The sequence below is a fragment of the Demetria terragena DSM 11295 genome (genome assembly GCF_000376825.1).
Taxonomy (GTDB): domain Bacteria; phylum Actinomycetota; class Actinomycetes; order Actinomycetales; family Dermatophilaceae; genus Demetria; species Demetria terragena.
Genome location: NZ_AQXW01000004.1, coordinates 941,838 through 967,935 on the forward strand (window position 1 = coordinate 941,838; position 26,098 = coordinate 967,935).

Sequence of the window (26,098 nt, forward strand, 5' to 3'; positions counted from 1 at the left end):
AGCGACCGCTCAGCGGCCGGAGAACCGGGCCTTGCCCGGACCTTCTTCGACAAACGACCGCATGCCGGTGGCCCGGTCTTCGGTCGCGAACAACCCGGCAAAGAGTTGCGATTCCATCGCCAGTCCGGTGTCGAGGTCGACGTCCTGGCCACGGTCGATGGCTTCTTTGGCCGCCCGGATCGCCAGGCTCGCTGCACCGACGTACGACGACATCCGACGCTGCGCCGCGGCGTAGACCTCGCCCGCGGGGACAACCTGATCGACCAGACCCATCGCGAGCGCCTCGTCGGCCTCGACGAAGCGACCGGAGAAGACGAGGTCCTTGGCCCGCGCTGGGCCCACAAGGCGGGTCAACCGCTGGGTGCCGCCCGCTCCGGGGATGACTCCCAGCAGCACCTCGGGCTGGCCCAACTTGGCGCCTTCGCCCGCGATGCGGAAGTCACAGGTCAGCGCCAGTTCGCACCCGCCACCCAGGGCAAATCCCTCGATGGCTGCGACGGTGGGCTTCGGGATCTGTGCCACCGCGCTGAAGCAGGCGCTGAGCCGGCCCGAGCGCTTGACCATGTCGGCGTAGGTCATGGCCTCCATCTCTTTGATGTCGGCGCCGGCAGCAAACGACCGCTCGCCGCCGTAGACGATGACCGCACTCACGGCGTCGTCGTCACTCACCTCGTGCGCTGCTTCCAGAATGCCTTCCTGGATGGCGGCGTTGAGCGGGTTGAGTTTTGGACGATCGATGCGCAGCGTCGCGATGCCGTCCTCGACATGCGTCGAGACGAACTCCCCGAATTGGGTCACTGCGCATCACCTTCGGCGGGCGGCTCCTGCAAGAACTGCGGCTGCCCGCCCGTCGCGACGTGGTCACTGTCCCCACCGGTCACCGACGAGTGCCACATACCCACGGCCTGTAGGAGCATCTGGACGGTCGACTGGATCAGCATCTTGAGGTCGGATCCTGGGTGAACCAGGTGCTCGCCCGTCACGACCAGCGTGCCGCCAGCGATCCCCGTCTTGATGATGTTGAGCGAGAGGCTCACGTCGTTGCAGGCGTTCAGCCACTTGGTCAAGTCCTGTGGCTGATCGTCGGCTATCTGCCACTGGCCAAAGACGCGCATCAGGGGAACTTCGCCATCCATGCATTTCACGAACAACTGGTTGCCCTGCGCCTTGAAACTGACGTCGCCGTCTTCGTCGATATCGGGTCGGAAGCCTTCGTCCTGGAGAACGTCGAGGACGCGTCCGCGCAGCGGGGACTCATCGGACGGCGGCGGGAAGTTGGGTAGTGAAGTGGGATCAGTCATAGTCCCCAACGTAACGGGTTGCGCTCCCTGGATGACACACGGTGTGAGGCCACGTTTGGCTCTCACTTACAGTTTCGCTCCATGCCTGCTCCGCGCCGTTTCCCTGACGCTCCCCCGCCCTACGGTGCGCACTGCGCTGACGGCGGGGTGCAATTTTGTGTCTACGCCGGGCATGCCGAGGCAGTCGCTCTGTGCTTGGACACCGACGATCAAGAGCGCCGCATCCCGATGCGCGAACATGCCCACGGCGCGTGGTCGGTGTGGGTTGACGGTGTCGGCTCCGGGCAGCGTTACGGCTATCGAGTCGATGGACCGTGGGCACCGGCCGAGGGCCACCGGTACAACCCGGCGAAGTTGTTGGTCGACCCTTACGCCTACGCAATCAGTGGCGAAGTCGATTGGCGCCCAGAGGTTTTCGGCCATGTCGTCGATGACTCGTTGAGTGGTGACGGTGACATTCGTGATGACCGCGACAGCGCACCGTACGTCCCCCGCAGCGTGGTCGTGAACACCGATTTCGATTGGGGCGACGATCACCGCCCACAACACTCCTGGCCCGACAGCGTGCTCTACGAGGCGCATGTCGTGGGCCTGACCCGGACCCTTCCGGGAGTTCCTGATCACCTGCGCGGGACGTATGCCGGGGTGGCACATCCCGCGATGGTGGCTCACCTGCACCGCGTCGGAGCGACGGCCGTTGAACTGCTCCCGGTCCATGCCTTTACCCACGAGCCAGCCCTGGTCCAGCGCGGCCTGACCAACTATTGGGGGTACAACACCCTCGGCTTCTTCGCGCCGCACGCCCGCTATGCCTCAACCGCCGATCCGCAATGCGCGGTCGAGGAATTCAAGGGCATGGTCAAAATCCTGCATAGCGCCGGAATCGAGGTGATCCTTGATGTGGTCTACAACCACACCGGGGAGCAGAGCGCAGCAGGCGGGGCGACGTTGTCCTGGCGCGGGTTCGACAATCGAGCGTATTACCGCCTGGATCAGCATGGCCGGGATGAGGACGTCACCGGGTGCGGAAACACCATCGACGTGCGCCACCCGATTCCGATGCGAATGGTGCTGGACTCGTTGCGCTATTGGGTGCAGGAGATGCATGTCGACGGCTTCCGGTTCGACCTGGCGGTGGCGCTGGGTCGGGGGAAGAGCGGTGCGTACCACCCAGACAATCCGCTCCTGATGGCGTTGCGCAGCGACCCGGTGCTATCGCAGGTCAAGCTCATCGCCGAGCCATGGGATGTCGGGCCGGACGGGTGGCGTACGGGCCAGTTCCCGCCACCATTTGCGGAGTGGAACGACAAATATCGCGACACGGTACGCACCTTCTGGCTCCCCGATGTTGCCCGTTCGGCGGCGGGCCAGAGCGGTCATGGGGTGCGCGAACTCGCGACGCGGCTCGCCGGTTCGGCCGATCTCTTTGCCGCGTCTCGGCGCGGACCGATGGCGTCGATCAATCTCGTGACGGCCCATGACGGTTTCACGATTGCGGATCTGACCGCCTACAACGACAAGCACAACGAAGCCAACGGCGAGGACAACCGCGACGGCACGGGTGACAACCGGTCGTGGAACCATGGCGTCGAGGGCCCTGCCGAGCCTGACGACCCGATCGCGATCATGCGACGACGTACCCAGCGCAATCTCCTGGCCACCCTGTTGCTGTCCTCGGGGGTCCCGATGATCGTCGGCGGCGACGAGATGGGCCGGAGCCAAGGGGGTAACAACAATCCGTACTGCCAGGACAACGAGATCAGTTGGTACGACTGGAGTTTGGAACCATGGCAGCAGGACCTGGTCGATACCACCGCCACGCTCGCTCGGTTCCGTCGGGACCACCCGGTGCTGCGGCAGCGGCACTTCTTTCCAGGCGAGCCGGAAGCCGGTGACGAACGTGCGGCGCTGTGCTGGCACCGAAACGACGGGGCGCTGCTCACGACGGAGGACTGGCACTCTGCCGACCTGCGCACTCTGCAGGTCGTCTTCGACGGCCAGGACGTCGGTGACACTCAGGTACTCCTGGTCTTGCACGGGGACGCGGCCCCTGCAGAGATTGTCCTGCCCAAGCACGATGGTGTGACGCAGTGGCAGTTGCGATGGAGCAGCGTTGCCGAACGGCCGGATGCGGTGCCTGACGTCACGGCAGAACCGGGCGCTCCGATCGCGGTGGATCCGGCCAGCCTCCTGGTGTTCGAGCGCATTTGAGGAGGCGACCCACCTCCTGGGCTTCTCGCCTCGCACGGCGCCGGGCTACGATGGGCCGGTGATCGACTTCCTCACCGGCGTCATTGTGACCGTGGCCTTCCTCGTCTGCCTGGTCGGCGTACCGATGTGGGCATCTGGTCTGGTTCGTGGAAAGGGCAGCCCGGGGCGCACCCCGTCGGACTTCTCCGATCAGCCCGAGGGCGCCAGCGGCACCTTCTCCACCCACACACCGCACCAGATCGAGCAGTGAGCCTTTCACCACTCACCGTCGTCTGACGATCCATGACCTCGGCGTTTCTCCTGCTTGCGGCGGCGCTCGCTGGTGGCAGCCTGCTCCTGAGCGGCATCCTCAAACTTGGGCAACCGACCCTCGTCGTCCGAGCGATGCGCGAACTGCGGGTCCCCGAGCGACTAGTCCGCCCCGGTCTTGCCCACGCGGTGCCGATTGTCGAGGTTCTGATCGGCCTGGCGGTGCTCCTGGGCACCGGTGCCGTCCGCACCACGGCGGCGCTGCTCGCAGCGGGCATCCATCTGGTGTACCTGTTCATCGTCTCCCGCGCTGTTCACGGGCGGTGGGCCGTAGAGTGTCACTGTTTTGGTGACCTGAGCGCAGGGCCAGTCACCGGCCGGACGATCGCCCGAAACGCCGTACTGCTCCTGTCCGCGCTGCTGGTCGTCGGCGCACCCGTGCTGTTGCCGTCTGCCGACCCATCCCTCGTCACTCGCGTGGTGGCGGCTGTCCTCCTGGTGGTGGCCGCGGCGTGGCTACGAATCCGGTCCCAAAAGGCCCGACAAGCGGCCACTGAACAACTCACTTTGCATGATGTGGATGGTGCGCCCATCCCCCTTGCAGAGTTCGAAGATCCACCGGCGGTGCTGGTGTTCTTCAGTTCCTCGTGCGCGGCGTGCCATGACTTAGTGGACCGGTTCCGTTGGTGGCCCAACGCGCTCCCCGAGGGCCTCGATCTCCAGCCCGTTTTCTTGGGCCGACCGGAGGCCTTCGCAACCCGCGAGCGCTTTGAGCCGCTCGCTCCCTACGCCTGGTACGACCACGACCGCGCGGTCGCGAACGCCGTCGGCGTGCGTGCCGCCCCGGCTGCGGTCCTGATCAACTCGCAGAATCCGACTGGCTCGGGTGCGGTCAGCGGGCGAGGCAAGATCGAAGACCTGCTGATCAGCCACGGCGCCCACCTCCCCCGCGATTAAGGCGTGTACGTTGCCACCGCGGCATCGACGGAATCACCATCACCACCAGGACGAGAAGGGCGCAGCATGCAGCGGGCAGCAGTCATAGCTAACCCGACCAAAGTGCGGCGGCCAGCGCGATTGCGCGCGGACATTGAGGGTGCCTTCCGTCAGTGCGGATGGGCGCCCCCGTTGTGGCTTGAGACGACCGTCGATGACCCTGGATTCGGCCAGGGCCGGGAGGCAGTGGCGCAGGGCGTCGATCTGGTCCTGCCGGTGGGCGGCGATGGCACGGTGCGCTGCGTGGCGGGGGCGCTGCGCGGCACCGGGGTCACGATGGGCCTGCTTCCTGCTGGCACCGGAAATCTGCTCGCCCGCAATCTCAAGGTGCCCGTACGCCGGCGTTACGTCGACGGCGTCCGCCGCGCCATCGATGGCCGCGAACGCAGCATCGACGTCGGCGTGGCTGAGTTTCACCGCAACGGCGTCGCTGAGGAGCAGGTCTTCCTGGTGATGGCCGGGATCGGTCTCGAGGCGGACATGTTGGGCGAGACACCGGAGGCACTGAAAGCCCGCCTGGGGTGGATGGCCTACGTCGTGGCCAGCGCGCGGCATCTGCGCACCAAACCCGTCGAAACCCGCGTCGTCGCCGACGGCCACGACTTGGGCACTGCTCCCCTGACGAGCGTGATCATCGGCAACTGCGGCACGCTCACCGGTGGCGTACGGCTCATGCCCCTCGCCGAGGTCGATGACGGCCGCTTGGACGCGGCACTCTTGCTCGCAGGTTCCTTTCCCGACTGGGGGCGCCTGGTGTTTCAGGTTCTGAGCAAGCGCAGCAATAACGTGCAGGTCCGCCATGTCTCCGCCCGGGAGTTCGACCTCACCACCAGCACACCACGGTCAATGCAGGTCGACGGCGACATCATCCGCGAAGTGACGCACTTGCGGGTGCGGGTCGACTCGCGCGCGCTGCGTATACGAGCGTGACAACGCGGCCACACCCCTACGCTGACGAGGTGGCGCACCTCTTCCGCTTCGCCGGCGAATACCCCGTCGCAGCTCCCCGTGACCGTGTGGTGGCGGCCTTACGCGATGCCGACCACTGGCCACAGTGGTGGCCGCAGATTCGTTCCGTGGAGCGCATCGACGCAGAGCGCGGTCTGGTCACGATCCGTAGCCTGCTGCCTATGACGTTGCGGCTCACCCTGATTGCGCAGGTCGATGACGTGGAAGCGGGCACCTTTAGAGCCGGTCTCGACGGCGACCTCGTGGGGTGGATCGAGACCCGCGTGAGCGCTAGCGGGTCGGCACTGTCGCAGGTGGCCTACGAGCAGGAGTGCCACGTAGCCAAACGCGGCGTTGGTCCGATCGCCGCTGCTGTCCGCCCGATTCTGACGCTCAACCACACCGCCATGATGCGATCGGGTATGCGCGGCCTGGGCACCTACGCCCAGTAGCGCACGGCGCTATGCGTCGCCAGCCTTGAGCGCCTGACGCATGGTCAGCCGGCCACCGGTCTGCATCAGCGATCGGCGATAGACCTTCTCGGCCAGCAGGACCAGCGCCGCCCCTGCGAGGCCCAGAATGACCAACGACACCAACGGTTCCCAGACGGGCACGTCGCCCGCGACAAGGCGCGTCGGCATCGCCACGACGTTGACCATCGGCACGAACGACGCGAGCCGTTGGAAGCTCTCGGGAACGTAGATCCCGGCGAATAACACCAGCGTCAGGAGCATCATGACGGGGTTCTGAGTCTGCTGGAGGTCTTCGTTTCGGGTTGCGAGCGCCCCGGCTGCCGCCCACAGTGCGGCCAGCGCGACGAAGCCGACGAGGTAGAAGGCGACGAACCACAGGCCCGCGCTGCCGATCCCCGGAATATCGGCCGCCAGCCCAGTGACTCGGGCGCCCACTAGACCGACGAGGACGAAAATCACCAACTGACCTACCGCGAGCACGGTGTTGCCCGCGATCTTGCCGATGAGCAACTGCCGAATCGGCAGCAGACCCGCCAGGATCTCTACGATCCGGTTCTCCTTCTCCGCCACGACGGACTGGGCAATGAACAGTCCGAACAGCACCGATGACATGAAGAAGGCGAAGGCGAAGACGAATCCCGCGATGCGTACGACCACGCTAGACACCGAATCCGGCTCCAACGTTTGGGTCCCGAGGTCACTCCCTGCGGTGAGCGCCGCCACGGTCGTACCAGCGTCCTTGGCGTTCTTGGCGAGGCGGTCACTCGCGTAGGCCTGCTCCAAGAATGGCGTGGCGTCACTGTCAGTCGACTCCAGTCCGACGAGGGTCAAGGCTCCATCTTTGCCGGGCACCAAGGCCAGGTCAGCGGCCTCCGAGGTCAACTTCTCCCGAACGGCGGCGCTGTTGGCAGTCGTCGACGGCGTGATCGTGAGTTCGTCGCTATCAGCCGCGGCCAACGTGCCCGCTTGCTTCACCACCTTCTCCGCATCGGCATTCTGCACGGCAACCGTCACGCTCTCGCTCTGCCCAGACAGCAGGGTGGAGAGCCCAAAACTTGCCAGGACCATGACGATCATCACGGCGAAAGACAGCAAAAACCCCTTGTCACGGAGTTTGAGACTGATCTCGCGCTTGGCGACCAGCGTCCACAGACTGTTGGTGTTGGAGGAGCTCATGCCGTCACCTCGCGGTAGATCTCAGACACGCTTCGTCGCAGCTCGGAGAGTTCGAGCACGCTTCCGCGGCCCATTGCCTTCTGCAACAGGTCATTCGGGGTGAGCGTCTCGAGGCGAACCACCGCCGATGAGCCGTCCACGCTGAGCACGTCTAGCCCGGCAAGGTCGCGTATCCAACCGACATCACCCTCAACCGTGAGCCGGTGTCGCAGAGGCGCCGATCCGCGCAGCTCGGCGGCCGTCCCCTGGGCGACGACTTTTCCCTTGGCAAGGATGACCAAGCGGTCGCATACCCGTTCCACGACATCGAGTTGGTGGCTGGAGAACAAGATGGGGATGCCGCGGGCCGTATGCTCGTGCAGGAGCTCGACCATCGAGTCGACCGCCGCTGGATCGAGCCCGGAGAAGGGTTCGTCGAGGATGAGGGCCGAAGGTTCGGACACGACCGCTGCGGCAATCTGCACGCGTTGCTGGTTGCCCAGCGACAGAGATTCGAGCGCATCCTTACGTCGGTCCGTCAGCGTGAAGCGCTCCAGCAGTTCATCGGTCGAGCGGGTTGCCGCGTCGGACTCCATGCCGTGCAGCCGCCCGAGGTAGATCAGCTGGTCCCGGATCGCCTGCTTGGGGTAGAGGCCGCGCTCCTCGGGCATGTATCCGAAGTTGCGTCGGTCCGCAGCCGTCACCGGCTGTCCGTCCAGCAACACCCCGCCGCCGTGGGCTCCTAGGACGCCCATCATCATGCGCATGGTGGTCGTCTTGCCCGCCCCGTTACCGCCCACGAAACCGACAAGCTCGCCGTCGGGGACCTCGAAATTGATCTGGTCGACAGCGACATGATCACCGAATCGACGCGTGAGGTGGTCGACAGCCAGCATTTTCTTAGCCTCTCGAGTGGTCAGTCCTACGGTCACGCTCGCGCCATTGTCTCGGCGCTCTGCGGACGGCGAGCACTCGCCCCCGTCATTCCCACACCGAGCTGAGTGTGACACTTCCATCGTGACGTTTCCTCGGATGACGGCCGCGCTCGGCGGTCTCGGCATTGCAGGCTGGATGTTCCGCGCGGGACGAGCAGTTCCGGACGCCATGGGAAGCCGCGACCTCGGGAGTCGAGCGCCACGCCTGCAGGCCTCGCCGGAGTGGTCGAACGGGACCTTCCACAATCAGCACGAATCCGCACCGGCCGAACTCGAGTTGCGGACACTCCCCGGCACGCTGCGCGAACTGATGACCGACCGGGAGTCCCGTCGTCCCGCCCGCGACGTGCCACTCTCCAGCCATCCGGTGGCCCCCGCATCGACCGGTACGCACCTGACCTGGTGCGGACATTCCAGTGCCGTGGTCCAACTTGACGGCACGGTCATCCTGCTGGACCCCGTATGGAGTGATCGGTGCTCGCCTTCGCAACAGGTCGGTCCCCGCCGGTTGCATCCGGTGCCGTTCGCACTGAGCGACCTTCCGCCGGTTGACGCTGTTGTCATCTCGCACGACCACTACGACCACCTGGACATGGACTCCATCAAGGAAGTGGCCGCAACCTGGCCGCAGACCCGGTTCGTGGTCCCGCTGGGCGTGGGCGCGCACCTGGAGACGTGGGGCGTGACCGCCGACCGAATCGACGAACTCGACTGGCACGACGAGGTTTCGGTGGCGGGCATCCGCCTCATCGCTACCCCAGCACAGCATTTTTCTGGGCGCGGGCTGAGCCGAAACGGCACCCTCTGGGCATCCTGGGCGCTGATTGGCCCGGAGAGCAAAGTCTTCTACTCCGGCGACACCGGATATTTCCCCGAGTTCGCTGACATCGGCGCGGCGTACGGCCCGTTCGACCTGTCACTGATCCAGGTCGGCGCCTATGACAACTCGTGGTTGGGCGTTCATATGACCCCAGAGCAAGGCATCCAGACTCATCTGGATGTCCGCGCAGACACGATGATTCCGGTGCACTGGGGGACGTTCAATCTCGCGTTCCACCCGTGGGCCGAACCAATGGAACGCCTTCAAGCCGAAGCCGAACGTCGTGGCGTCACCGTGGTGGTTCCCAAGCCGGGCCAGACCGTGGACATCGCTCACCTCCCGGAGGATCAAGCCGACTGGTGGCGCGAGATCGTTTAGCGCCCGCCAGCGTTGCCAGTCCGCCGAAGCCACCACAGGCCGAGCACTGGAAGCAAGAGCGGGACGTACCCGTACCCAGAGCCGAAGTGCGACCAGACGGTCTTGTCGGGGAAGGCATCCGGCTGCAGATAACTCCCCAAACCCACGCCGAGTACGCCAGCGAGTTCGACGGAGATGGTGATCAGCGCAACCCGCGCTGAAGTGCGGTCTCCGCGGGCCAGCGCCACCGTGGCGACGAGGTAGATCACGGCCGCCAGGGCGGACAGGCTGTAGGCCAGGGGCGCGCGATCGAAGTACTCCACGATCTGAAGGATGGAGCGTCCGGTCGCGGCGAGCGCGAAGAGGGCATAAACCGCGACCAGGAGCCGCCCTGGGCCACTACTGGTGCTACGTCGTTCTTGATAGCTCATCCCTGCCCATTCCAGATCTGCACCAGTCGGCCGACCATCACCATAAGGCCGAGTGCGGCGATGGTGAGCACGCCTGTCCCCCAGCGAGATTCCCGATCTGCTAGCGCCCAAAAGAAGGCTGCTGGTGGCACTACTGCCATGCCCGCAAGGTAGGCGACGAAGAGACCGGTCGACAGGCCGTGTGGCGCCTCACCCCTGATGGCGATACCGACGACTAACTGGATCACCAACAGCAACTCGACCAGGCAGATGGCATAGAACGTGGGGTTGTCGACCTGTCGTCCACGCACGGTCGACAGACCGCTCAGTGCCGCGACCGCCAACAGACCCACGATCAGCGCGACGGTGAGGGCAGGAAGCACCCCGCTAGCGTACGCGCCCGCTGCCGAGCCACCCGCCCGTGCCCGAGGAGCCACCTGGGCGTCGCTTAGCCTGGCTGGGCACGCCAGAAGACAACCGAGATGGGAACCCGCGATGCGTACTCCTGGTCTGATCGCCGCCGTAGCACTCCCCTGCGCCCTGATCCTCTCGAGTTGCAGTAGCGACTCCGGAAACGGTGAGTCCTCGGGCAGCCCGAAGTCGCCGACGGGCACCGCAGCCCCGGACAGTGCCGCACCCTCCAGCGAGGGCGCAGCCGCCTCGTCACCTGCGGACACCTCCGCCGCTCCATCCAGCGCGGGCGCTGACTCTCCGAGCGCTGACTCTTCGGGCACGTCCTCGTCGGGCACTGACTCTTCGAGCGCCGCCGGCACGGGAGCGGATGACTCGGGAGCGGCCGACTCGGCTGGTGTGATCAAGAAGGGTGCCAGCGGCAGCCTCCCGAAGTCGGTCACCGGATGGAAGCTCACCGGCCCGGCCTACACCAAGGGCAGCAAGTTCATCGGCGTCACGGTAATCAACGACGCGAAGTTCGAGGACGTCGACAAGGTCCTTAAAGGCAAGAAAAAGACCAGCGGTACGGGCGCGTGCGGAACCGCAGCCTCCCCTGACTACATCGTCTGTTACCTCAAGGCTGAGGACGGGGTCCTCGGCCTCACCGCCGCCAAGAAGAGCGCGGACCTTCCGGCCATGGTGAGTTTTGCCAACGACCTCACCACCCAACTCGGCACGACGAGCTAGGCGTTCACCACCAGGCCGAGCTCGGCGTCTGAGGCGAGTCCGGGATGCCGCGGCAGGATGCGTACGGTGTAGCCGAAGGGCCCCGTCCGCGCGATGCGCACCGGCGCCTCGAAGCCAAAGCGACCGTCCCCGTGTTCTTCGAAGGCGGTCATTGGGACCGATTCCACGTCGGACAACTCGTCGCGTTCAGACACTCGGCCGTAGGCGACGCGTACTGCAACATCATCGGGCGTGAGAGAACCGAGGGACACGTAGGCACGCACTCGCACCTCGTCGCCAACCTGAGGTGCATCTGAGACACCTTCGGTATCAACGTGATTCACCGAGACATCGCCAAAGGCCGCACGCGCCCGCGCGGTGTAGTCGGCGAGGTCACGCGCCTGCGCGAAGTCGTCCTGTGCCCGCTCGCGGGCCGCGTGCGCCGCTGCTGCATACAACCGTTGGGTGTAGTCCTTCACCATTCGTGTCGCGAGCACCTTGGGACCGAGTTCTGCCACGGTGTGCTGGACCATCGACAGCCAACCCTGCGGGAGTCCGGCGTCGTCACGGTCGTAGTAGAGCGGTGTGACCTGGTTCTCCAGGAGGTCATACAGTGCGGCCGCTTCAAGATCGTCGCGACGGTCCTCATCCATGGCGGACTGGCCCGCGTCGGTCGACGAATCGGCAGTCGGGATCGCCCAGCCATTGCGACCGTCGAACCACTCATCCCACCATCCATCGAGGATGGACAGGTTGAGCGCGCCATTGAGCGCCGCCTTCATGCCCGAGGTCCCACACGCCTCGAACGGGCGCAGCGGGTTGTTCAACCACACATCGCACCCCGGATAGAGCACACTTGCCATGCCGATGTCGTAGTTGGGGAGGAAGACGATGCGATGCCGAATCTCGGGATCGTCGGCGAACCGGACCATCTCCTGAATCAACTTCTTGCCGGTGTCATCGGCCGGATGCGACTTACCAGCGATGACGAGCTGGATCGGCCTATCGGGATGCAGGAGAAGGCGCTTAAGGCGCTCCGGGTCGCGCAACATCAACGTGAGCCGCTTATAAGTCGGTACGCGCCGGGCGAAGCCGATCGTCAGGACGTCGGGGTCGAGGATGTCCGACGTCCAGCCGAGTTCGGCTGCCGAGGCCCCGCGGGCTTCCCACGAGGACCGGGTGCGCCGACGCACGTCGGCCACCAACTGCTCGCGCAGCTCACGCTTGAGCGACCACACTCGCGCTGGGTCGATCTGCTCGACCCGCCCGAACGCGGTCTCGGCGCGGACGTCTTCGGCGCCAGCGACGTCACGTCCCAAGTCGATGACTTTGTCATCAACCCACGTTGGAGCGTGAACTCCATTGGTAATGCTAGTGATCGGAACCTCGTCGTCATCGAAGCCTGGCCACAGACCATCGAACATTCCGCGGCTGACAACGCCGTGTAGTTGGGAGACACCGTTGGCACGCTGCGCCAACCGAAGGCCCATGACCGCCATATTGAAGACCCCGGCCGAACCGCCAGGGTAGGTCTCAGCGCCGAGCGGCAGGATCCGGTCGACCGGCACTCCGGGCAACGCGCCTGCACCGGAGAAATACCGCTGGACCTGATCTGCACCGAATCGATCGATGCCCGCGGGAACCGGTGTGTGCGTAGTGAATACGGTGCCGGCTCGCGATGCCTGCATGGCCGCGTCGAAGTCAAGCCCATGCTGAGTGACCAGTTCGCTGATGCGCTCCAAAGACAAGAAGCCGGCGTGACCCTCGTTGCAGTGGTAGACCTCCGGAGTCGCAGCGCCCGTGAGCCGCGACCACACCCGCAGCGCGCGTACGCCACCCACCCCGAGGAGCATTTCTTGCTGAAGTCGTTGCTCGCCAGCACCGCCATACAGCCGATCCGTCAGTCCACGGAGCTCACTGTCGTTGTCCTCCACGTCAGAGTCCAGCAGCAGCAGCGGAACTCGTCCCACCTGTGCCCGCCAGATGCGTGCGTGCAGCATTCGGCCTTCGGGGAGCGCCAGCGAGACGGTCGCGAGACTCCCGTCGGCTTCGCGCACGGCCGCTAGTGGCAGATCGTTGGGGTCCAGAACCGGATAGGACTCCTGCTGCCAGCCGTCGGCCGACAGTGACTGCGCGAAGTAGCCGGAGCGATAGAAGAGACCGACACCGACGATCGGCACCCCGAGGTCGGAGGCAGACTTCAGGTGATCTCCGGCCAGAATCCCCAGGCCGCCCGAGTACTGCGGAAGCACCTCATCGATTCCGTATTCGGCCGAGAAATAGGCGATGGCAGCCGGGCCACGGCCATCTGCGCCCCAGTCCTGAAACCATTGGGGCGCAGCGAGATAGGCGTCCAGATTGGCGGCTGCCTCTCGGATCCGGGCGACGAGAGCCTCGTCGTTGGCCAGACTGTCCAGTTCATCCGCCGAGAAGGACGCGAGTAGCGCGACCGGGTCGCGCCCGACGGACTCCCAACGGTCTGGGTCGATGTCGCGGAACAGCGCGCGCGTGCGCGCGTGCCACGACCACCGCAGGTTGGTAGCGAGCTCGCTGAGCGGCTGCAGAGCCTCGGGCAAAACGGTGCGGACGTGGAAACGTCGGATGGCCTTCACGGAGGGGATGCTAGGCGTCCGACGGCACGCGGCTCGACACCGCCCCACCCGTGGAATGAACAGCGTTCACGGAACGAACATCACAGCGTGTCGGGCGCAAAGGCGGCCAGCACCCCACAGACCAAGGGCAGCAGCACACTCAACACGCTCAACACCCCGGCCCCGGGCCGCTCGCGGCGCCAACGCCCGAACCCCCCGAGCGTGGCGCCCGCCAGGCCCCCGGTCGATGCGACCAGAAACACGTCCTGGAAGAGCAACTCGTCGTAGTGGCCGCTCAGAATGCTCGCGGTCGTCATGCCCCCGCCGGCCACCGCTGCGGTCAACAGCCACTGCCGGCCGCCGAAGATCGCCTTCTCCTCATCTCCCCTGGACCGAACGAGGGTGATGCAGAGCAGCACCACCCCCACCAGACTGACGACGACGGTCACGGAAAAGACGATCTGGAAGGCGAGATCCATTCCTCCAGGCTCCCAAACCCGTCCGCCGGGCAATGGCACCGGCACGCCGGTACCCGCGAACTCCTGCTCAGGTGAGCGCGCGATGTCCACACCGCAAGCAACGCGTCTGGAAGCGCGCGGAGCAGGCGCTCGACCGAGTAGCGTCGGGTGTGTGACTGAGCAAACTCGCCCGGCCCATCGTCCGGCGACCCAGGTCGACTCCGGAGCCCCGGACCCCCGACCACTGGGTCGAATCCCCGTGCAGAACATCAAACCGCAGGTCGACGGCGGGGCCCTCCCGATCAAGAGCGTCGTCCACGAGCCGGTCGAGGTCGTGGCCACCGTGTTCCGCGAAGGCCACGACGCGGTCAGCGCAACGGTGGTCGTGACCGACCCGGACGGTGCCGCCACCCACGTCCCGATGACGTGCACCAATCCCGGCTTGGACCGGTGGGAAGCCACGATCGTCGCCGACCGTACTGGCCTTTGGAGTTATCGCGTCGAGGGCTGGTCTGACCCCTACGGCACGTGGAGTCACGACGCACCGATCAAGGTCGCTGCCGAGGTCGACACCGAGTTGATGCTGAAGGAGGGTGCGCTGCTGTTGGAGCGAGCTGCCGCCGAGCTCGAACTCTCTAGCACTGACCGTGATGCCATCGCTGCAGCCGCCACCGCCTTGCAGGCCAATGAAACTCCCTCCCAACGGCTCGCCGCAGGCCTCGGTGACGACGTCCAGCGCATCCTGGCAAACTCCCCGCTTCGCGACCTGGTGAGTCCCAGCGATGTCTACGGCTGGGTCGTCGAGCGCGAGCGGGCTCTGACGGGCGCGTGGTACGAGTTCTTCCCCCGCAGCGAGGGTGCGACCTTCGACGAGAAGACGCAGACCTGGACCTCGGGCACGCTGCGTACGGCGATGGACCGCCTACCTGCTATCGCTGACATGGGATTCGACGTCGTCTACCTGACGCCGATCCACCCCATCGGCGACACCAACAAGAAGGGCAAGAACAACTCCCTGGAGACCGAGCCGGGCGACCCGGGCTCGCCCTACGCCATCGGCAGCGCCGACGGCGGCTACGAGGCGATCCATCCCGAGTTGGGGACCTGGGATGACTTCGACGCATTCCGGGAGGAAGCCGAGCGCCTGGGCATGGAAGTCGCGCTCGACTTGGCCCTCAACTGCTCCCCCGATCACCCTTGGGTGACTAGCCACCCCGAATGGTTCACCACCCGGGCTGACGGCACGATCGCGTACGCGGAAAACCCGCCCAAGAAGTACCAGGACATCTATCCACTCAATTTCGACAACGACCCCGAAGGGCTCTACGCGGCAATCCGCGCCGACCTCGAGGTGTGGTTCAGCCACGGCGTACGCATCATTCGGGTGGACAACCCGCACACCAAGCCCACCGAGTTCTGGCAGTGGTTGATCGCGGACGTCGAAGAGTCTCATCAGGGGGTGATCTGGCTAGCTGAGGCGTTCACCCGGCCCGCCATGATGCACACGCTGGGAAAGATCGGCTTTCAGCAGTCCTACACCTATTACGCCTGGCGCAACGAAGCTACCGAACTGCGCGAATACTGCGAAGAACTCGCCGGCGACGCCTCCTATTACATGCGGCCCTCCTTCTGGCCGACCACCCACGACATCCTCACGCCGTTCATGCAGTTCGGCGGCCCCACCGCCTGGAAGATGCGCGCGGCGCTCGCTGCGACGCTCGTCCCGACCTATGGCATCTATTCCGGCTATGAGCTCATGGAGAACGTGGCTCGTCCCGGCGCCGAAGAACAGATCGACAACGAGAAGTACGAGTTCAAGGACCGCAAGTGGGCTGACTACGCGCCTGGTGGCGCCAAGGCGGGAGAGTCGCTAGCGGGCTATCTCACCCGGCTCAACGCCATTCGGCACACCCACCCGGCCCTGGACTGGATGCGCAACCTGAGGTTCCACGAGGTCGACGATCCGACGATGCTGTGCTTCTCCAAGCGCCGGGTCCTGGACGACGGCAGCGAGGACGTCATCATCGTCGTTGCAGGCTGCGAGCCGCACAGCGTGCGTCAGTCTTGGATCCACCTCGACCTAGCCGAACTCGGGCTCGGCCACGACGAGAACTTCGTCGCCCACGACCTCATCACCGATGCAACCTGGCATTGGGGCGCGCACAACTACGTCGAACTCGGCGTCGGCGCAGAGCCGGTCCACATCATCCACGTCCGGAGGTTCTGACCAATGGCGATTGTTCATCAAGCCACGCTCCATCCCGACAAGGTCACCATGGTGTCGCGGTGGATCGGCGACCAGCGCTGGTACACCGGCAAAGGGCGCACGCCCGAGCTACGCAAGGTGGGCGCCTTCCGATTCGATGACCCCGCAGGCGAAGTCGGGATCGAGACGCTCTTCCTCGTCGATGAAGCCGGACGCGACCCGGTGGTCTACCAGGTGCCCCTGACCTATCGTCACGCACCACTCGAAGGCCTTGCCGACCACGCCTTCCTGGGCACCATGGAGCACTCGGTTCTGGGCACGCGCTATGTCTATGACGCCTGCCACGACCCGGTGTATGCCACCGAGTTGCTGCGCACCATCGTCAATGGCGCGACCGAAGCTGAGCGTTCGGATGGTCTTGTCGAGGGCACGTGCGGCGGCAGTGGCATCGTGGGCGCCGTTCCCCGCCAATATGACGTGGCGATGCGATCGCCTCAGGTGCTGATTGGCGAACAGTCCAATACCTCGATCATTGGTCGCCTCATCGTCGACGGCGAAGAGCACGACATCATTACCAAAGTGTTTCGGGTCGTCCACGAAGGGCGTAATGCGGACGTCGAGGTGCAAGGCAGTCTGACGGCGGCCGGAAGCGACCGCGTACCAGAACTGGTCGGCTGGCTGTCCGGGAGTTGGCAGGACAGCGGCGCGGGCCAGTGTGGCGGCGACCTTGCCTTCGCCCAACGTTTCTTCCCCGATGCCCAGGACGGCTGGCGCCAGGCGGTGTCCGCAGCCGAGTCAGGCAAGGACTTCTCCGCGCAAGCGCACGCCCTCGGCGTCGCGACCGCCGAGATCCACGCACAGTTGGCCACATTTCTGCCCACCGCCGCCCCTCAGCCAGAGCGCATCCGGGCCATCGCCGCCGAATTGCGCGCACGCTTCGCTACCGCCGCCGATGCCGACCCAACGCTCGCGTCCCACCAGGAGGAGGCCGAGGCGATCTACACCGAGTTGGAGAACGCGAATTGGCCCACTCTGCAACGCATTCACGGCGACCTACACCTTGGCCAAGCACTCGATACCAAGGAAACCGGGTGGGTTCTCATCGATTTCGAAGGCGAGCCGCTGCGGGCCCCAGGCGACCGGGCCGCGCCCGATGCCCCAGCACGTGACATCGCCGGGCTACTTCGATCCTTTGACTACGCGGCTGGCTCGATCGCTGCACACGGACCGACGGATACCGCCGCATGGTCGAGCGGGGCACGAGCGGCATTCCTGGCCGGCTACTCAGAGTCAAGCGGACTTGATGTGCAGGGGCAGGCGGCACTGCTGCGGGCCTATGAGCTCGACAAGGCCGCCTACGAACTTGTCTATGAAACCCGCAACCGACCCGACTGGGTCGAGATCCCGCGTACCGCTCTTACTCGCCTCCTCAGCGATGACCCGTACGGTGACAACGCTGCTGGCCCCGACCACTCAACTGAAGGAGACGACGTGCGGATTCCTCTTCCCGGGCGCGCCCAACCACGGGAGGAGAAGCCGATCGCAGAACTCCCTAAGAACTCGAATAGTTCTGGACCGCAACCGGTTTCGCTTGACCGCTCGGAAGCAGACCTCGTGCTCCGCGGGCTTCACCGTGGCCCGCACTCCGTTCTGGGCGTCCACCCTGGCGAAGCTGGCACGACCGTTCGGGTCCTTCGCCCACTCGCGGCCTCAGTGTCCCTGGACCTAGGCGAAAGCGGCCGGGTTGACCTCCAGCATGAATATGAAGGCATCTGGTCCGGCGTTGTACCGGGCACGGATATCCCCGACTATCGCGTCGTCACGACCTATGAGGACGGCGTCGAACACATCGTCGACGACCCCTACCGCTTCCTTCCGACAATGGGAGAGGTCGATCTACACCTCATCGGCGAAGGCCGACACGAGCAGTTGTGGACCGTCCTGGGCGCTCACATGCGGACCTATCCCAGCGTTCTCGGCGAAGTACGCGGCACCTCCTTCGCGGTATGGGCGCCCCACGCCCGCGCCATCCAGGTGATTGGCGACTTCAACCGCTGGGACGGTGGCGGGCACTCGCTCCGCGTCCTCGGATCCTCTGGTGTGTGGGAGTTGTTCGTCCCTGGCGTCGAGCCCGGGTCGGCGTACAAGTTCAATATCTTGTGTGCTGATGGCGTCTGGCGCCAGAAGGCTGACCCCATGGCCCGCCAGGCGCAGGTGGCGCCCCAGACCGCCTCGGTTGTCACCGACAGCGCCTATGACTGGAACGACGAGGACTGGCTCAGTCAGCGCGCGCAGCAGGACCCCGCGAAGCGACCCATGAGCACCTACGAAGTACACCTCGGCTCGTGGCGCCAAGGTCACTCATACGCCGACTTGGCTGAGCACCTCGTCAACTACGTGCAGGATCTCGGGTTTACCCACGTTGAACTCATGCCCGTGATGGACCACCCCTACCCTCCATCGTGGGGCTATCACGTCACGAGTTACTACGCGCCCAACTCCCGATTCGGCGACCCCGACGGCTTCCGCTATCTCGTGGACACGTTGCACCAGAACGGAATTGGCGTCATCCTCGACTGGGTCCCGGGACACTTCGCAACCGACCCATGGGCATTGGCCCGATTCGACGGGACACCGCTATACGAGCACCCAGACCCGCGCCGCGGATGGCACCCCGAATGGGGCTCCTACATCTTCGACTTCGGTCGACCCCACGTCCGCAACTTCCTGGTCGCGAACGCGCTCTACTGGATGGAAGAGTTCCACATCGACGGGCTGCGCATCGACGGCGTCGCCTCAATGCTCTATCTGGACTACGCCCGCGAGGGCGGCGAGTGGTTGCCCAACCAACACGGCGGCAAGGAAAACCTGGAGGCTGTTCAACTGCTCCAGGAGACGAATGCGACGGCATACAAACGCATTCCGGGCATCGTGACCATCGCCGAAGAGTCCACCTCATGGCCCGGCGTCACCTCGCCGACCAGCGAGGGCGGACTCGGATTCGGCATGAAATGGAACATGGGCTGGATGCACGACTCCCTCGACTACCTGGCCGAGGAGCCCATCAACCGTCAGTGGCACCACCACAAGGTGACCTTCGGTCTGACGTACGCCTTCAGTGAGAAGTTTGTTCTGCCGATCAGTCACGACGAGGTCGTCCATGGCAAGGGCTCACTGTTGCGCAAGATGCCGGGCAATCGGTGGCAGCAGTTGGCCAACCTGCGCGCCTACCTTGGTTTCATGTGGAGCCACCCCGGCAAACAACTGCTCTTCATGGGCTGTGAGTTCGGCCAGGAGGCCGAGTGGGCAGACGGTCGCAGTCTCGACTGGTGGTTGCTGGATCAGCCAGCGCACTGGGGTGTCCATGCCTTGACCAAGGACCTCAACCGTATCTACCGCGAGCACCCTGCGCTCTGGGAACTCGACCACTCATCAGAGGGTTTCACCTGGCTGGATGCCGATGATGCGGCTGGCAATACCTACGCATTCGTGCGTCAAGCCAGTGGTGAGGATGCCGACGCGATCGTCGCGGTGGTGAACCTCAGCGGGTCAGAGCGGGCAGACCTCCCGATCGGGTTCCCGCGCGCCGGCCGATGGGTCGAGGTACTCAACACTGACGCCGAGCATTACGGCGGAAGTGGTGTGGGCAACCTCGGCGCTGTCGAGGCGACCGCCCAGGAGCACCAGGGCCAGCCTGCCGCTGCAACGGTCACCGTGGGTCCGCTCTCCACGGTGTGGTTCGCCTGGGGCGGCGAGCCGATCGAAGATACTGCCGCCACTAAGGAGGCTCAGCTATGACTCAGACCCGAGCGGGCCAGGTCGCACAACCGCGCGACCTCGTCGACGTCGCGGCACTCGTGACGGCGTACTACACCACCCAGCCCGACCCAGAGAACATCGACCAGCAGGTCGCGTTTGGCACGTCGGGGCATCGCGGGTCGTCGTTCAAGTCCTCGTTTAATGAACTCCATATCCTGGCCACAACCCAGGCCATCGTTGACTACCGCCGGGAGCAGGGCTTCGATGGGCCGCTCTTCATCGGTCGCGACACCCATGGGTTGTCTGAACCTGCCTGGGCTTCTGCTCTGGAAGTGTTGATCGCGAACGAAGTCACGGTGCTCGTTGACGACCGTGACGGTTACACCCCGACGCCCGCGGTTTCGCACGCAATCCTTCGTGCAAATCTTGGAAAAGACCTGTCCCAAAGGGGAATTGGCCTGGCCGATGGAATTGTGGTGACTCCTTCTCACAACCCACCGGCCGATGGTGGATTCAAGTACAACCCGCCGCACGGTGGCCCCGCCGACACCGACGCGACGTCAGTCATTGCCGCGCGAGCCAACGACTACCTACGCGCCAATCTGGACGGTGTGCAACGCATCCCATACTCCCGTGCGCGCGCCGCGGCTCAGTCATACGACTTCATGGGCACCTATGTCGACGACCTTCCACAGGTCTTGGACCTAGCCAAAATCAAAGATGCGGGCATCCGCATCGGTGCGGACCCCCTGGGTGGAGCGGCGGTGGCGTACTGGGGCGAGATCGCGGACCGACACGGCCTGGATCTCACCGTCGTCAATCCACTGGTCGACGCGACCTGGCGATTCATGACGCTCGACTGGGACGAGAAGATCCGGATGGATTGTTCTTCACCGTCGGCAATGGCTTCCCTCATAGCTCAAAAGGACCAGTTCCAGATCGCGACTGGCAACGACGCCGACTCCGATCGACACGGCATCGTCACGCCAGATGGCGGCCTGATGAACCCCAATCACTATCTGGCTGTTGCCATCCAGTACCTCTACGGCGGCGCGCGGCCCGGTTGGCAGTCCGGGCGAATCGGCAAGACCCTGGTGTCCTCCTCCATGATCAACCGCGTGGCGGCTGATCTTGGCAAGGAACTGTGGGAGGTGCCCGTGGGCTTCAAGTGGTTCGTGCCTGGTCTACTCGACGGGTCGGTTGGCTTCGGTGGTGAGGAGTCGGCTGGCGCCTCGTTCCTGCGCCACGACGGCAGCGTCTGGACGACCGACAAGGACGGCATCATCCTCGCGCTGCTCGCGTCCGAGATCCTTGCGGCGACGGGCAAGAGCCCGAGCGAGCACTACGCCGACTTGGTTGCCGCGCACGGTGACCCGGCGTACGCCCGCGTGGACGCTCCGGCCAATCGCGACCAGAAGGCCAAGCTGAAGAACCTCTCCCCCAGCGATGTCACTGCCGAATCCCTTGCGGGAGAATCGATTACGGCTAAGTTGACTGAGGCTCCTGGCAACGGCGCCAGCGTTGGCGGGCTCAAGGTGACCACCGAAAGCGCGTGGTTCGCTGCGCGCCCGTCCGGCACCGAGGACGTCTACAAGATCTATGCCGAGTCGTTCCGCGGACCAGACCACCTTGCGCAGGTGCAGGCCGAGGCACGTGAGGTCGTCAGTGCCGCCTTGGCCGGCTGAGCCGCACCTCTCGACTGAGGGCGCCGCTGACAGGAGGGCGAAAATCTCATGACCGATGAACCGCACCCGCCCGCCCTCCTTCTCTTCGGACTGTCGCTCTTGTTCACCCTGCTTGGCCCTGTCGTGTCGATCGGAATCTACGCCGGGTGCTGGACGCTGGCCGACCCGGACACCTGCGAGTCCACCTCGCTACTCAGCCTCTACCTCTCGTTCGGAGCGCCAGTTCCGCTGGCGATCACAGGCATGGTCTGGTCGGCGCGCCGGCTGGCAGTAGGGACACCCCACCCGCTCCGCCCCATGACATACGCGGGGTCAGCGGTCGGTGTAGTCGCGTTCGGCGTGCTCATACTCTGGGCTCTCGCCTCCGGATCGTGAGCCAATCTCGCCATCTGAGGTGGCAGTTCGCCGCGGCGCCGACATATCGACTGGCAGTTCGCTCACCTCTCGAAGAGGAACCCGCGGAATTCCGGGATTCCGGCACCAGTCGTCAAATGAACTGCCAGTCCACATGGCGCCCCAGCCGCGGGTCAGCCGAGTTTGCTCGCCTCGTCCTTTGCCCAGAGTCCAGTGAGGCCACGGAAATGCGCCAAGAAGCGCTCGTGCTCATGGGCGGGGTAGGTCGCGCGGACCGTCTCGACCAAGAGCCGGTCGAAGTCATCCGAGGTCACCCAGTCCAGGACCAGCTCGGGCACGTGCGACAACGAGTTTTCGCAGAACTCCCAGTACTTCTCCGTCTCGAAGTGCTCATCGGCCAGCTTCTGGTAGGCGCCCAACTTGTCGCCGTAATCGAGTGACTCGTTATCGGCGATCGAGAACCAGGCGTCGGGGTCGACCTGCGTCTTCGCCTTGCGGTCGTGCACGACGCAGAACGCCGACCACCGCAGCAACGCTGTCATCGCCCACGGGAAGTAATAGTGCAATGAGGTCAGCGCGACATCGGGACAGGCGTTGGCGTAGTCGATCGGATAGACGACGCCGTCCTTGATTAACATCTCGCAGGAGTTGAACTCCCACCGGAAGAACGCATTGACGGTCTGGGCGATCGTCACGCACTCCTGGCCGACCTCGGGGCTGAGGAAGTCGTAGGCCACGGCATAGCGGTTGTGCATGGGCTCATCGGGCTGAAACTTCATCGTCATGGTCTCGGGACCGATGGTGAGCGAGCGCGCGAAGACCTCATAGCCCGGCACCGCCTGCTGCAGGTGCATCAACATCTCGCCGGACTCGTCATACGAGCGGTGCAAGTCATCGCGGTTCTTGACCTGCGAAACCCCGCGCCAGCCACCGCCGTCGAAAGGCTTCATAAACATCGGGTACCCCAGCGGCTCCGCGATCTCTTCAAGGTTGAAGTCGCGGTTGTATTTCGCTGAGGTGTAGGCCCACCTGACGTTGTCGACCGGGTTCTTGTACGGCACCAGCACGGTCTCAGGAACGTTCATGCCCAGGCGCATCAGTGCGCAGTAGGCCGAGTGTTTTTCCATTGACTGGAATGTGAAGGGGCTGTTGAGCAGGTAGACGTCATCCATGAGCGAGGCCTTCTTGAGCCACTCACGCGGGTGGTAGTACCAGTGCGCGAGCCGATCAATCACCAGCTGATGGCGCGTCTTGTCCCGTAGGTTGAACGGCTCGATCGTCAGCCGCTCCGTCGTCAGCTCATGGACAGTGCCGTCAGCCGCTGTGATGGGGCCGACGCGGCGTACGAGCTCCTCAAGGGCCCGCGGCCAGTCTTCTTCGGCGCCCAATAGGAGTCCGATCAGGTGCTCATTCATTCTTGCTCCTTCTCAGCAGATCGTCGCGGTTCAGCAAAACCGCGGGAGGTGGTGCGCCATTTGCTTGCGCCACCACGGCCAGTCGTGGGCAACATCGTGTCCCCACAGGTCGAGTTCGACCGGAATTCCCTTGTCGTGCAGGAGTTCTGCGAATGCTTGGCTGGAAGGGAGCGCCTTGGTGGGCTCCACCTCGAAGGGTCCCTGCCCCACGGTGAGAAGGATGGAGGCGTGCTGCCTCAACCAGTCCAGATGCTCCCCATGCATCCCCGCGACATAGCTCATCGGGTTGGCGAAGTAGGTCGCGTCACCGAACTCACCGTGGCCGTGCCATGAGGTCACGTCGTAGGACCCGGACATGCCGATCGCCAGGGGCGCAACGTGCGCATGGGTCAAGGTGAAATGCACTGCGTGGTAAGCCCCTAGCGACACCCCCAGGGTCATCAGTTTCAACCCAGCTCCGCCGGTCTGAGCACCGATCCAGGGCAGGACGGCCTGCTCAAGCCATGCGGTGTAGTGCTGATGGCGCCTCGCGCGCTCTTCGGTGGGTGCGGCGTTATCCGACCAAGAGAACGCGTCCGCTGAATCCACACAGAAAAAGCTCACGCGCCCGGCGTCGACCAAGTCCTGGACGGCTTCCACCATGCCGTTGCTTGCGAAGTCCTGTGCGCTGCCCGCCTCGCTGGGAAAGACCAAGACGGGTCGCCCCCAGTGCCCGTACCGGATGACGCCCAAGGTGCTGTCGGTTCCAGGCACCTGGAGATCGACGCGTTGCTGTTCACTCACGGTCCTCATCCTGTCTTACGACGGGCCCCAACGGGCGCTTTTCGTCACCAGGTCTCAGCCAACAGATTCGACCAGATCGGATCAAGGGCGCTGCGCCAAGAGGGATAGTCGTGCCCGCCGCCGACGGCCCGCCAATCGACGCGCAGTCCTTGGCTCCGCAGCGCGGCCTGCACCGCCTTGTTGTTCTCAAAGTTGCCCTCGCGCCGACTGCACGTCATCGCCACCCGCAGGTCGGTACGCGCCCGTCGCCGCTCCCCGGCCTTGATGGCATCGGCGTGCCGCACCACTCGGTCGAACCACCGCCATTCGACTTCTGGGCCTTGGCGCCAAAAAAACGAACCTGATTGCGACAGAACGGCGCCCACGTCGGGGCGGCGCAACGCGACCAGCATCGAGGTCAGGCCACCGAGGCTGGCCCCCATGAAGGCCAACGGCCGTTCGATGGCATAACGGTCGCGCAGAGCATCCACCGCACGATCGACCGATCGCAGGTAGAGCGGCGAGCCCGAATACCACTGCATGCGATGCACCGGACTGGCGAGAACGAGCCGAAATGGGGGCAACGAACCATCCTTGATGTGGGCACCTGCCCACTGCAGCACGTTCGCCTGCTCTACGTAAGCCGATCCGTCGTGGCACCACAGCAGCGGCGCTGGCGTCTGTGCGCGCAGGCCCTTGGGGGCCCACACCTCGACTGGGAGCGGGTGGGTCAGAGCGCTCGGTAATTGCAGCGGCGTGCGCCGACCAGAAACAGCCGGTGCGGTCAGCCAAGACGGCGATCGTCCTGACACTTGTGCTGGCCGGCCTTAGTACAGCGCCGACATCAACGCGGTACGCGCCTTGCGTACCCTCTCGTCACTCGCCCCGACAATCTCGAACAAGCCCAAGAGGTGTTCGCGCGCCTGCGTTCGCTCGTCGCCGGCGGTGAGTTTGACGGTGTCGATGAGGCGCCCGAAGGCATCCTCGACGTGGCCGCCCACGAGGTCCAGGTCGGCCACCTGCGTCGCCAGGGTCACGTCTGAGGGGTTTGCCGCAGCTCCGGCGCGCACCTCGGTGGCGTCCAGGCCCTGCGTCCGCTGGTAGAGCACGGCCTGACCGCGTCCGTAATGCGCTTCGAGGTCGTTCGGGTTCTCAGCCAGCGCCTGGTCATAGGCGCTGATCGCCCCATCAAAGTCGCCTTTCTCGAAGGCTTCGTACGCGGCGTCGTGGTGCGGTGACGGGGCTTCTTCTTCGTCGCCTTCAGCTGCGTCGTCGACACCGTCGGCGGCATCGTGATCGCCGGGTACGCGGCCCGCAAGACCGTTGGCCACCGACACCTTGAGGATTTCTTCAATGATCTGCTTGGCCGCGGCTGCATCCTGCAGTGGCGGCAACGGCATCGGCTGCCCCTGCAGGAAGGCGACCGTCGTCACCATGCTTCCCGCAGGCAACTGACCGCCTTGGGCCAACTGCTGGCCGAGCTGTTGGAAGGCTTGGGCCACTTCAGGAACCTGGTCGATATCGACCACACCAAGTTGAACCCGCCCTGCCTGAGCCCGCACCACGGCCGCCAACTCATCGGCTGGCGCCTTAGACGCTGGCTGTGATCCGGCGAAGAGGGTGATGATCACCGGGAAGCGCATCGAGGCGTTGACCAGGTCGCTGAAGGCCTGCGCGTCGGGCACGTCGACGACAAGGCCGCTACCAGAACCCGATGCACCACCGGAGGCAGGCGGAGCGCCGCCAACTCCCGCAGCACCGCCCGCGGGAGCTCCTGCTGCGCCGCCGTGGGCGGGACGCTTGGAAAGTCCGGACAGGTCGACCGCGCCGCGCAGGGCCGCGGAATTAATGGGCTGGTCACTCATGGCTACATTCTGTCCGATGCGCTCTGGTG

23 protein-coding genes are annotated in these 26,098 nt (G+C 64.9%); 11 read left to right on the forward strand and 12 right to left on the reverse strand.

The genetic code is table 11. The features are described from left to right. Positions 1-9: 9 nt before the first annotated feature. Positions 10-798 carry an enoyl-CoA hydratase/isomerase family protein gene (locus F562_RS0108620; protein WP_018156549.1) on the reverse strand — a complete coding sequence of 263 codons (789 nt, stop codon included), beginning with the start codon at positions 796-798 and terminating at the stop codon, positions 10-12. After that, a complete protein-coding gene (locus tag F562_RS0108625; protein WP_018156550.1) occupies positions 795-1,301 on the reverse strand; it encodes a hypothetical protein in 507 nt (168 codons plus the stop codon). Before F562_RS0108625 ends, F562_RS0108620 begins: the two co-directional genes overlap by 4 nt. Before the next feature lie 81 nt (positions 1,302-1,382). On the opposite strand from F562_RS0108625, the gene glgX reads away from it, so the two are divergent. The 5 genes from glgX (at position 1,383) to F562_RS0108650 (ending at position 6,157) form a co-directional block, all read left to right on the forward strand. Continuing rightward, entirely contained in the window at positions 1,383-3,512 is a 2,130-nt protein-coding gene (glgX, locus tag F562_RS0108630; protein ID WP_040385271.1) for a glycogen debranching protein GlgX, read from the forward strand. Between the two features lie 58 nt (positions 3,513-3,570). Further along, positions 3,571-3,762 (forward strand): hypothetical protein, encoded by a 192-nt coding sequence (locus tag F562_RS0108635; RefSeq protein ID WP_018156552.1) that lies wholly within the window; start codon positions 3,571-3,573, stop codon positions 3,760-3,762. 32 nt (positions 3,763-3,794) lie between these two features. Continuing rightward, a complete protein-coding gene (locus F562_RS20145; RefSeq protein WP_018156553.1) occupies positions 3,795-4,718 on the forward strand; it encodes a peroxiredoxin family protein in 924 nt (307 codons plus the stop codon). A gap of 66 nt (positions 4,719-4,784) precedes the next feature. Continuing rightward, complete coding sequence (locus F562_RS0108645; protein WP_018156554.1) at positions 4,785-5,687, forward strand: diacylglycerol/lipid kinase family protein; 903 nt, start codon at positions 4,785-4,787, stop codon at positions 5,685-5,687. Positions 5,688-5,716: 29 nt separating this feature from the next. Further along, the gene (locus F562_RS0108650) at positions 5,717-6,157 is read left to right on the forward strand and encodes an SRPBCC family protein (RefSeq protein WP_026181131.1); all 441 of its coding nucleotides are present in this window, start codon (positions 5,717-5,719) and stop codon (positions 6,155-6,157) included. Positions 6,158-6,166: 9 nt separating this feature from the next. On the opposite strand, the gene F562_RS0108655 is transcribed toward F562_RS0108650, so the two are convergent. Both F562_RS0108655 and F562_RS0108660 read right to left on the reverse strand, forming a co-directional pair. After that, complete coding sequence (locus F562_RS0108655) at positions 6,167-7,354, reverse strand: ABC transporter permease (protein ID WP_018156556.1); 1,188 nt, start codon at positions 7,352-7,354, stop codon at positions 6,167-6,169. Continuing rightward, positions 7,351-8,229 (reverse strand): ABC transporter ATP-binding protein, encoded by an 879-nt coding sequence (locus F562_RS0108660; RefSeq protein ID WP_018156557.1) that lies wholly within the window; start codon positions 8,227-8,229, stop codon positions 7,351-7,353. Before F562_RS0108660 ends, F562_RS0108655 begins: the two co-directional genes overlap by 4 nt. A 121-nt stretch (positions 8,230-8,350) precedes the next feature. Between F562_RS0108660 and F562_RS0108665 the strand changes: the two genes are divergently transcribed. Next, positions 8,351-9,466: an MBL fold metallo-hydrolase gene (locus F562_RS0108665; RefSeq protein WP_245553635.1), complete on the forward strand. Its 1,116-nt coding sequence runs from the start codon at positions 8,351-8,353 to the stop codon at positions 9,464-9,466. On the opposite strand, the gene F562_RS0108670 is transcribed toward F562_RS0108665, so the two are convergent. After that, the gene (locus F562_RS0108670; RefSeq protein ID WP_018156559.1) at positions 9,463-9,876 is read right to left on the reverse strand and encodes a hypothetical protein; all 414 of its coding nucleotides are present in this window, start codon (positions 9,874-9,876) and stop codon (positions 9,463-9,465) included. The genes F562_RS0108665 and F562_RS0108670 overlap by 4 nt on opposite strands. After that, entirely contained in the window at positions 9,873-10,238 is a 366-nt protein-coding gene (locus F562_RS20570; RefSeq protein WP_083915614.1) for a hypothetical protein, read from the reverse strand. Before F562_RS20570 ends, F562_RS0108670 begins: the two co-directional genes overlap by 4 nt. 112 nt (positions 10,239-10,350) lie before the next feature. Between F562_RS20570 and F562_RS20770 the strand changes: the two genes are divergently transcribed. After that, on the forward strand, positions 10,351-10,995 hold the full coding sequence (locus F562_RS20770; protein ID WP_156822593.1) for a hypothetical protein: 645 nt from the start codon (positions 10,351-10,353) through the stop codon (positions 10,993-10,995). On the opposite strand, the gene glgP is transcribed toward F562_RS20770, so the two are convergent. Both glgP and F562_RS20575 read right to left on the reverse strand, forming a co-directional pair. After that, positions 10,992-13,586, reverse strand: coding sequence for an alpha-glucan family phosphorylase (glgP, locus tag F562_RS0108685; RefSeq protein ID WP_018156562.1), 2,595 nt, complete (start codon positions 13,584-13,586; stop codon positions 10,992-10,994). The two genes, F562_RS20770 and glgP, sit on opposite strands and share 4 nt — an antisense overlap. Before the next feature lie 80 nt (positions 13,587-13,666). Next, positions 13,667-14,044, reverse strand: a complete 378-nt coding sequence (locus F562_RS20575) for a hypothetical protein (protein WP_018156563.1) — start codon at positions 14,042-14,044, stop codon at positions 13,667-13,669. A 151-nt stretch (positions 14,045-14,195) separates the two neighbouring features. Between F562_RS20575 and F562_RS0108695 the strand changes: the two genes are divergently transcribed. From F562_RS0108695 to F562_RS0108710, 4 genes are read left to right on the forward strand one after another with little or no spacing between them, the layout of a single operon-like run. Next, positions 14,196-16,250: a maltotransferase domain-containing protein gene (locus tag F562_RS0108695; protein WP_425386853.1), complete on the forward strand. Its 2,055-nt coding sequence runs from the start codon at positions 14,196-14,198 to the stop codon at positions 16,248-16,250. Positions 16,251-16,253: 3 nt separating this feature from the next. Then, positions 16,254-20,027: a 1,4-alpha-glucan branching protein GlgB gene (glgB, locus tag F562_RS0108700; RefSeq protein ID WP_018156565.1), complete on the forward strand. Its 3,774-nt coding sequence runs from the start codon at positions 16,254-16,256 to the stop codon at positions 20,025-20,027. Beyond that, positions 20,024-21,673: a phosphoglucomutase (alpha-D-glucose-1,6-bisphosphate-dependent) gene (gene pgm, locus F562_RS0108705; protein WP_018156566.1), complete on the forward strand. Its 1,650-nt coding sequence runs from the start codon at positions 20,024-20,026 to the stop codon at positions 21,671-21,673. Before glgB ends, pgm begins: the two co-directional genes overlap by 4 nt. Before the next feature lie 48 nt (positions 21,674-21,721). Next, positions 21,722-22,048 carry a hypothetical protein gene (locus tag F562_RS0108710; RefSeq protein ID WP_018156567.1) on the forward strand — a complete coding sequence of 109 codons (327 nt, stop codon included), beginning with the start codon at positions 21,722-21,724 and terminating at the stop codon, positions 22,046-22,048. 152 nt (positions 22,049-22,200) lie between these two features. Here the strand turns inward: F562_RS0108710 and F562_RS0108715 are convergent, their stop codons facing one another. The 4 genes from F562_RS0108715 to F562_RS0108730 are packed head-to-tail and all read right to left on the reverse strand — an operon-like array spanning position 22,201 to position 26,069. Next, positions 22,201-23,442 (reverse strand): ATP-grasp domain-containing protein, encoded by a 1,242-nt coding sequence (locus F562_RS0108715; RefSeq protein WP_018156568.1) that lies wholly within the window; start codon positions 23,440-23,442, stop codon positions 22,201-22,203. A 30-nt stretch (positions 23,443-23,472) separates the two neighbouring features. After that, positions 23,473-24,225, reverse strand: coding sequence for an esterase family protein (locus tag F562_RS0108720; RefSeq protein WP_018156569.1), 753 nt, complete (start codon positions 24,223-24,225; stop codon positions 23,473-23,475). Between the two features lie 44 nt (positions 24,226-24,269). Continuing rightward, positions 24,270-25,016: an alpha/beta hydrolase gene (locus F562_RS0108725; RefSeq protein WP_083915505.1), complete on the reverse strand. Its 747-nt coding sequence runs from the start codon at positions 25,014-25,016 to the stop codon at positions 24,270-24,272. Between the two features lie 15 nt (positions 25,017-25,031). Next, positions 25,032-26,069 (reverse strand): co-chaperone YbbN, encoded by a 1,038-nt coding sequence (locus F562_RS0108730; RefSeq protein WP_018156571.1) that lies wholly within the window; start codon positions 26,067-26,069, stop codon positions 25,032-25,034. Positions 26,070-26,098: the final 29 nt, after the last annotated feature.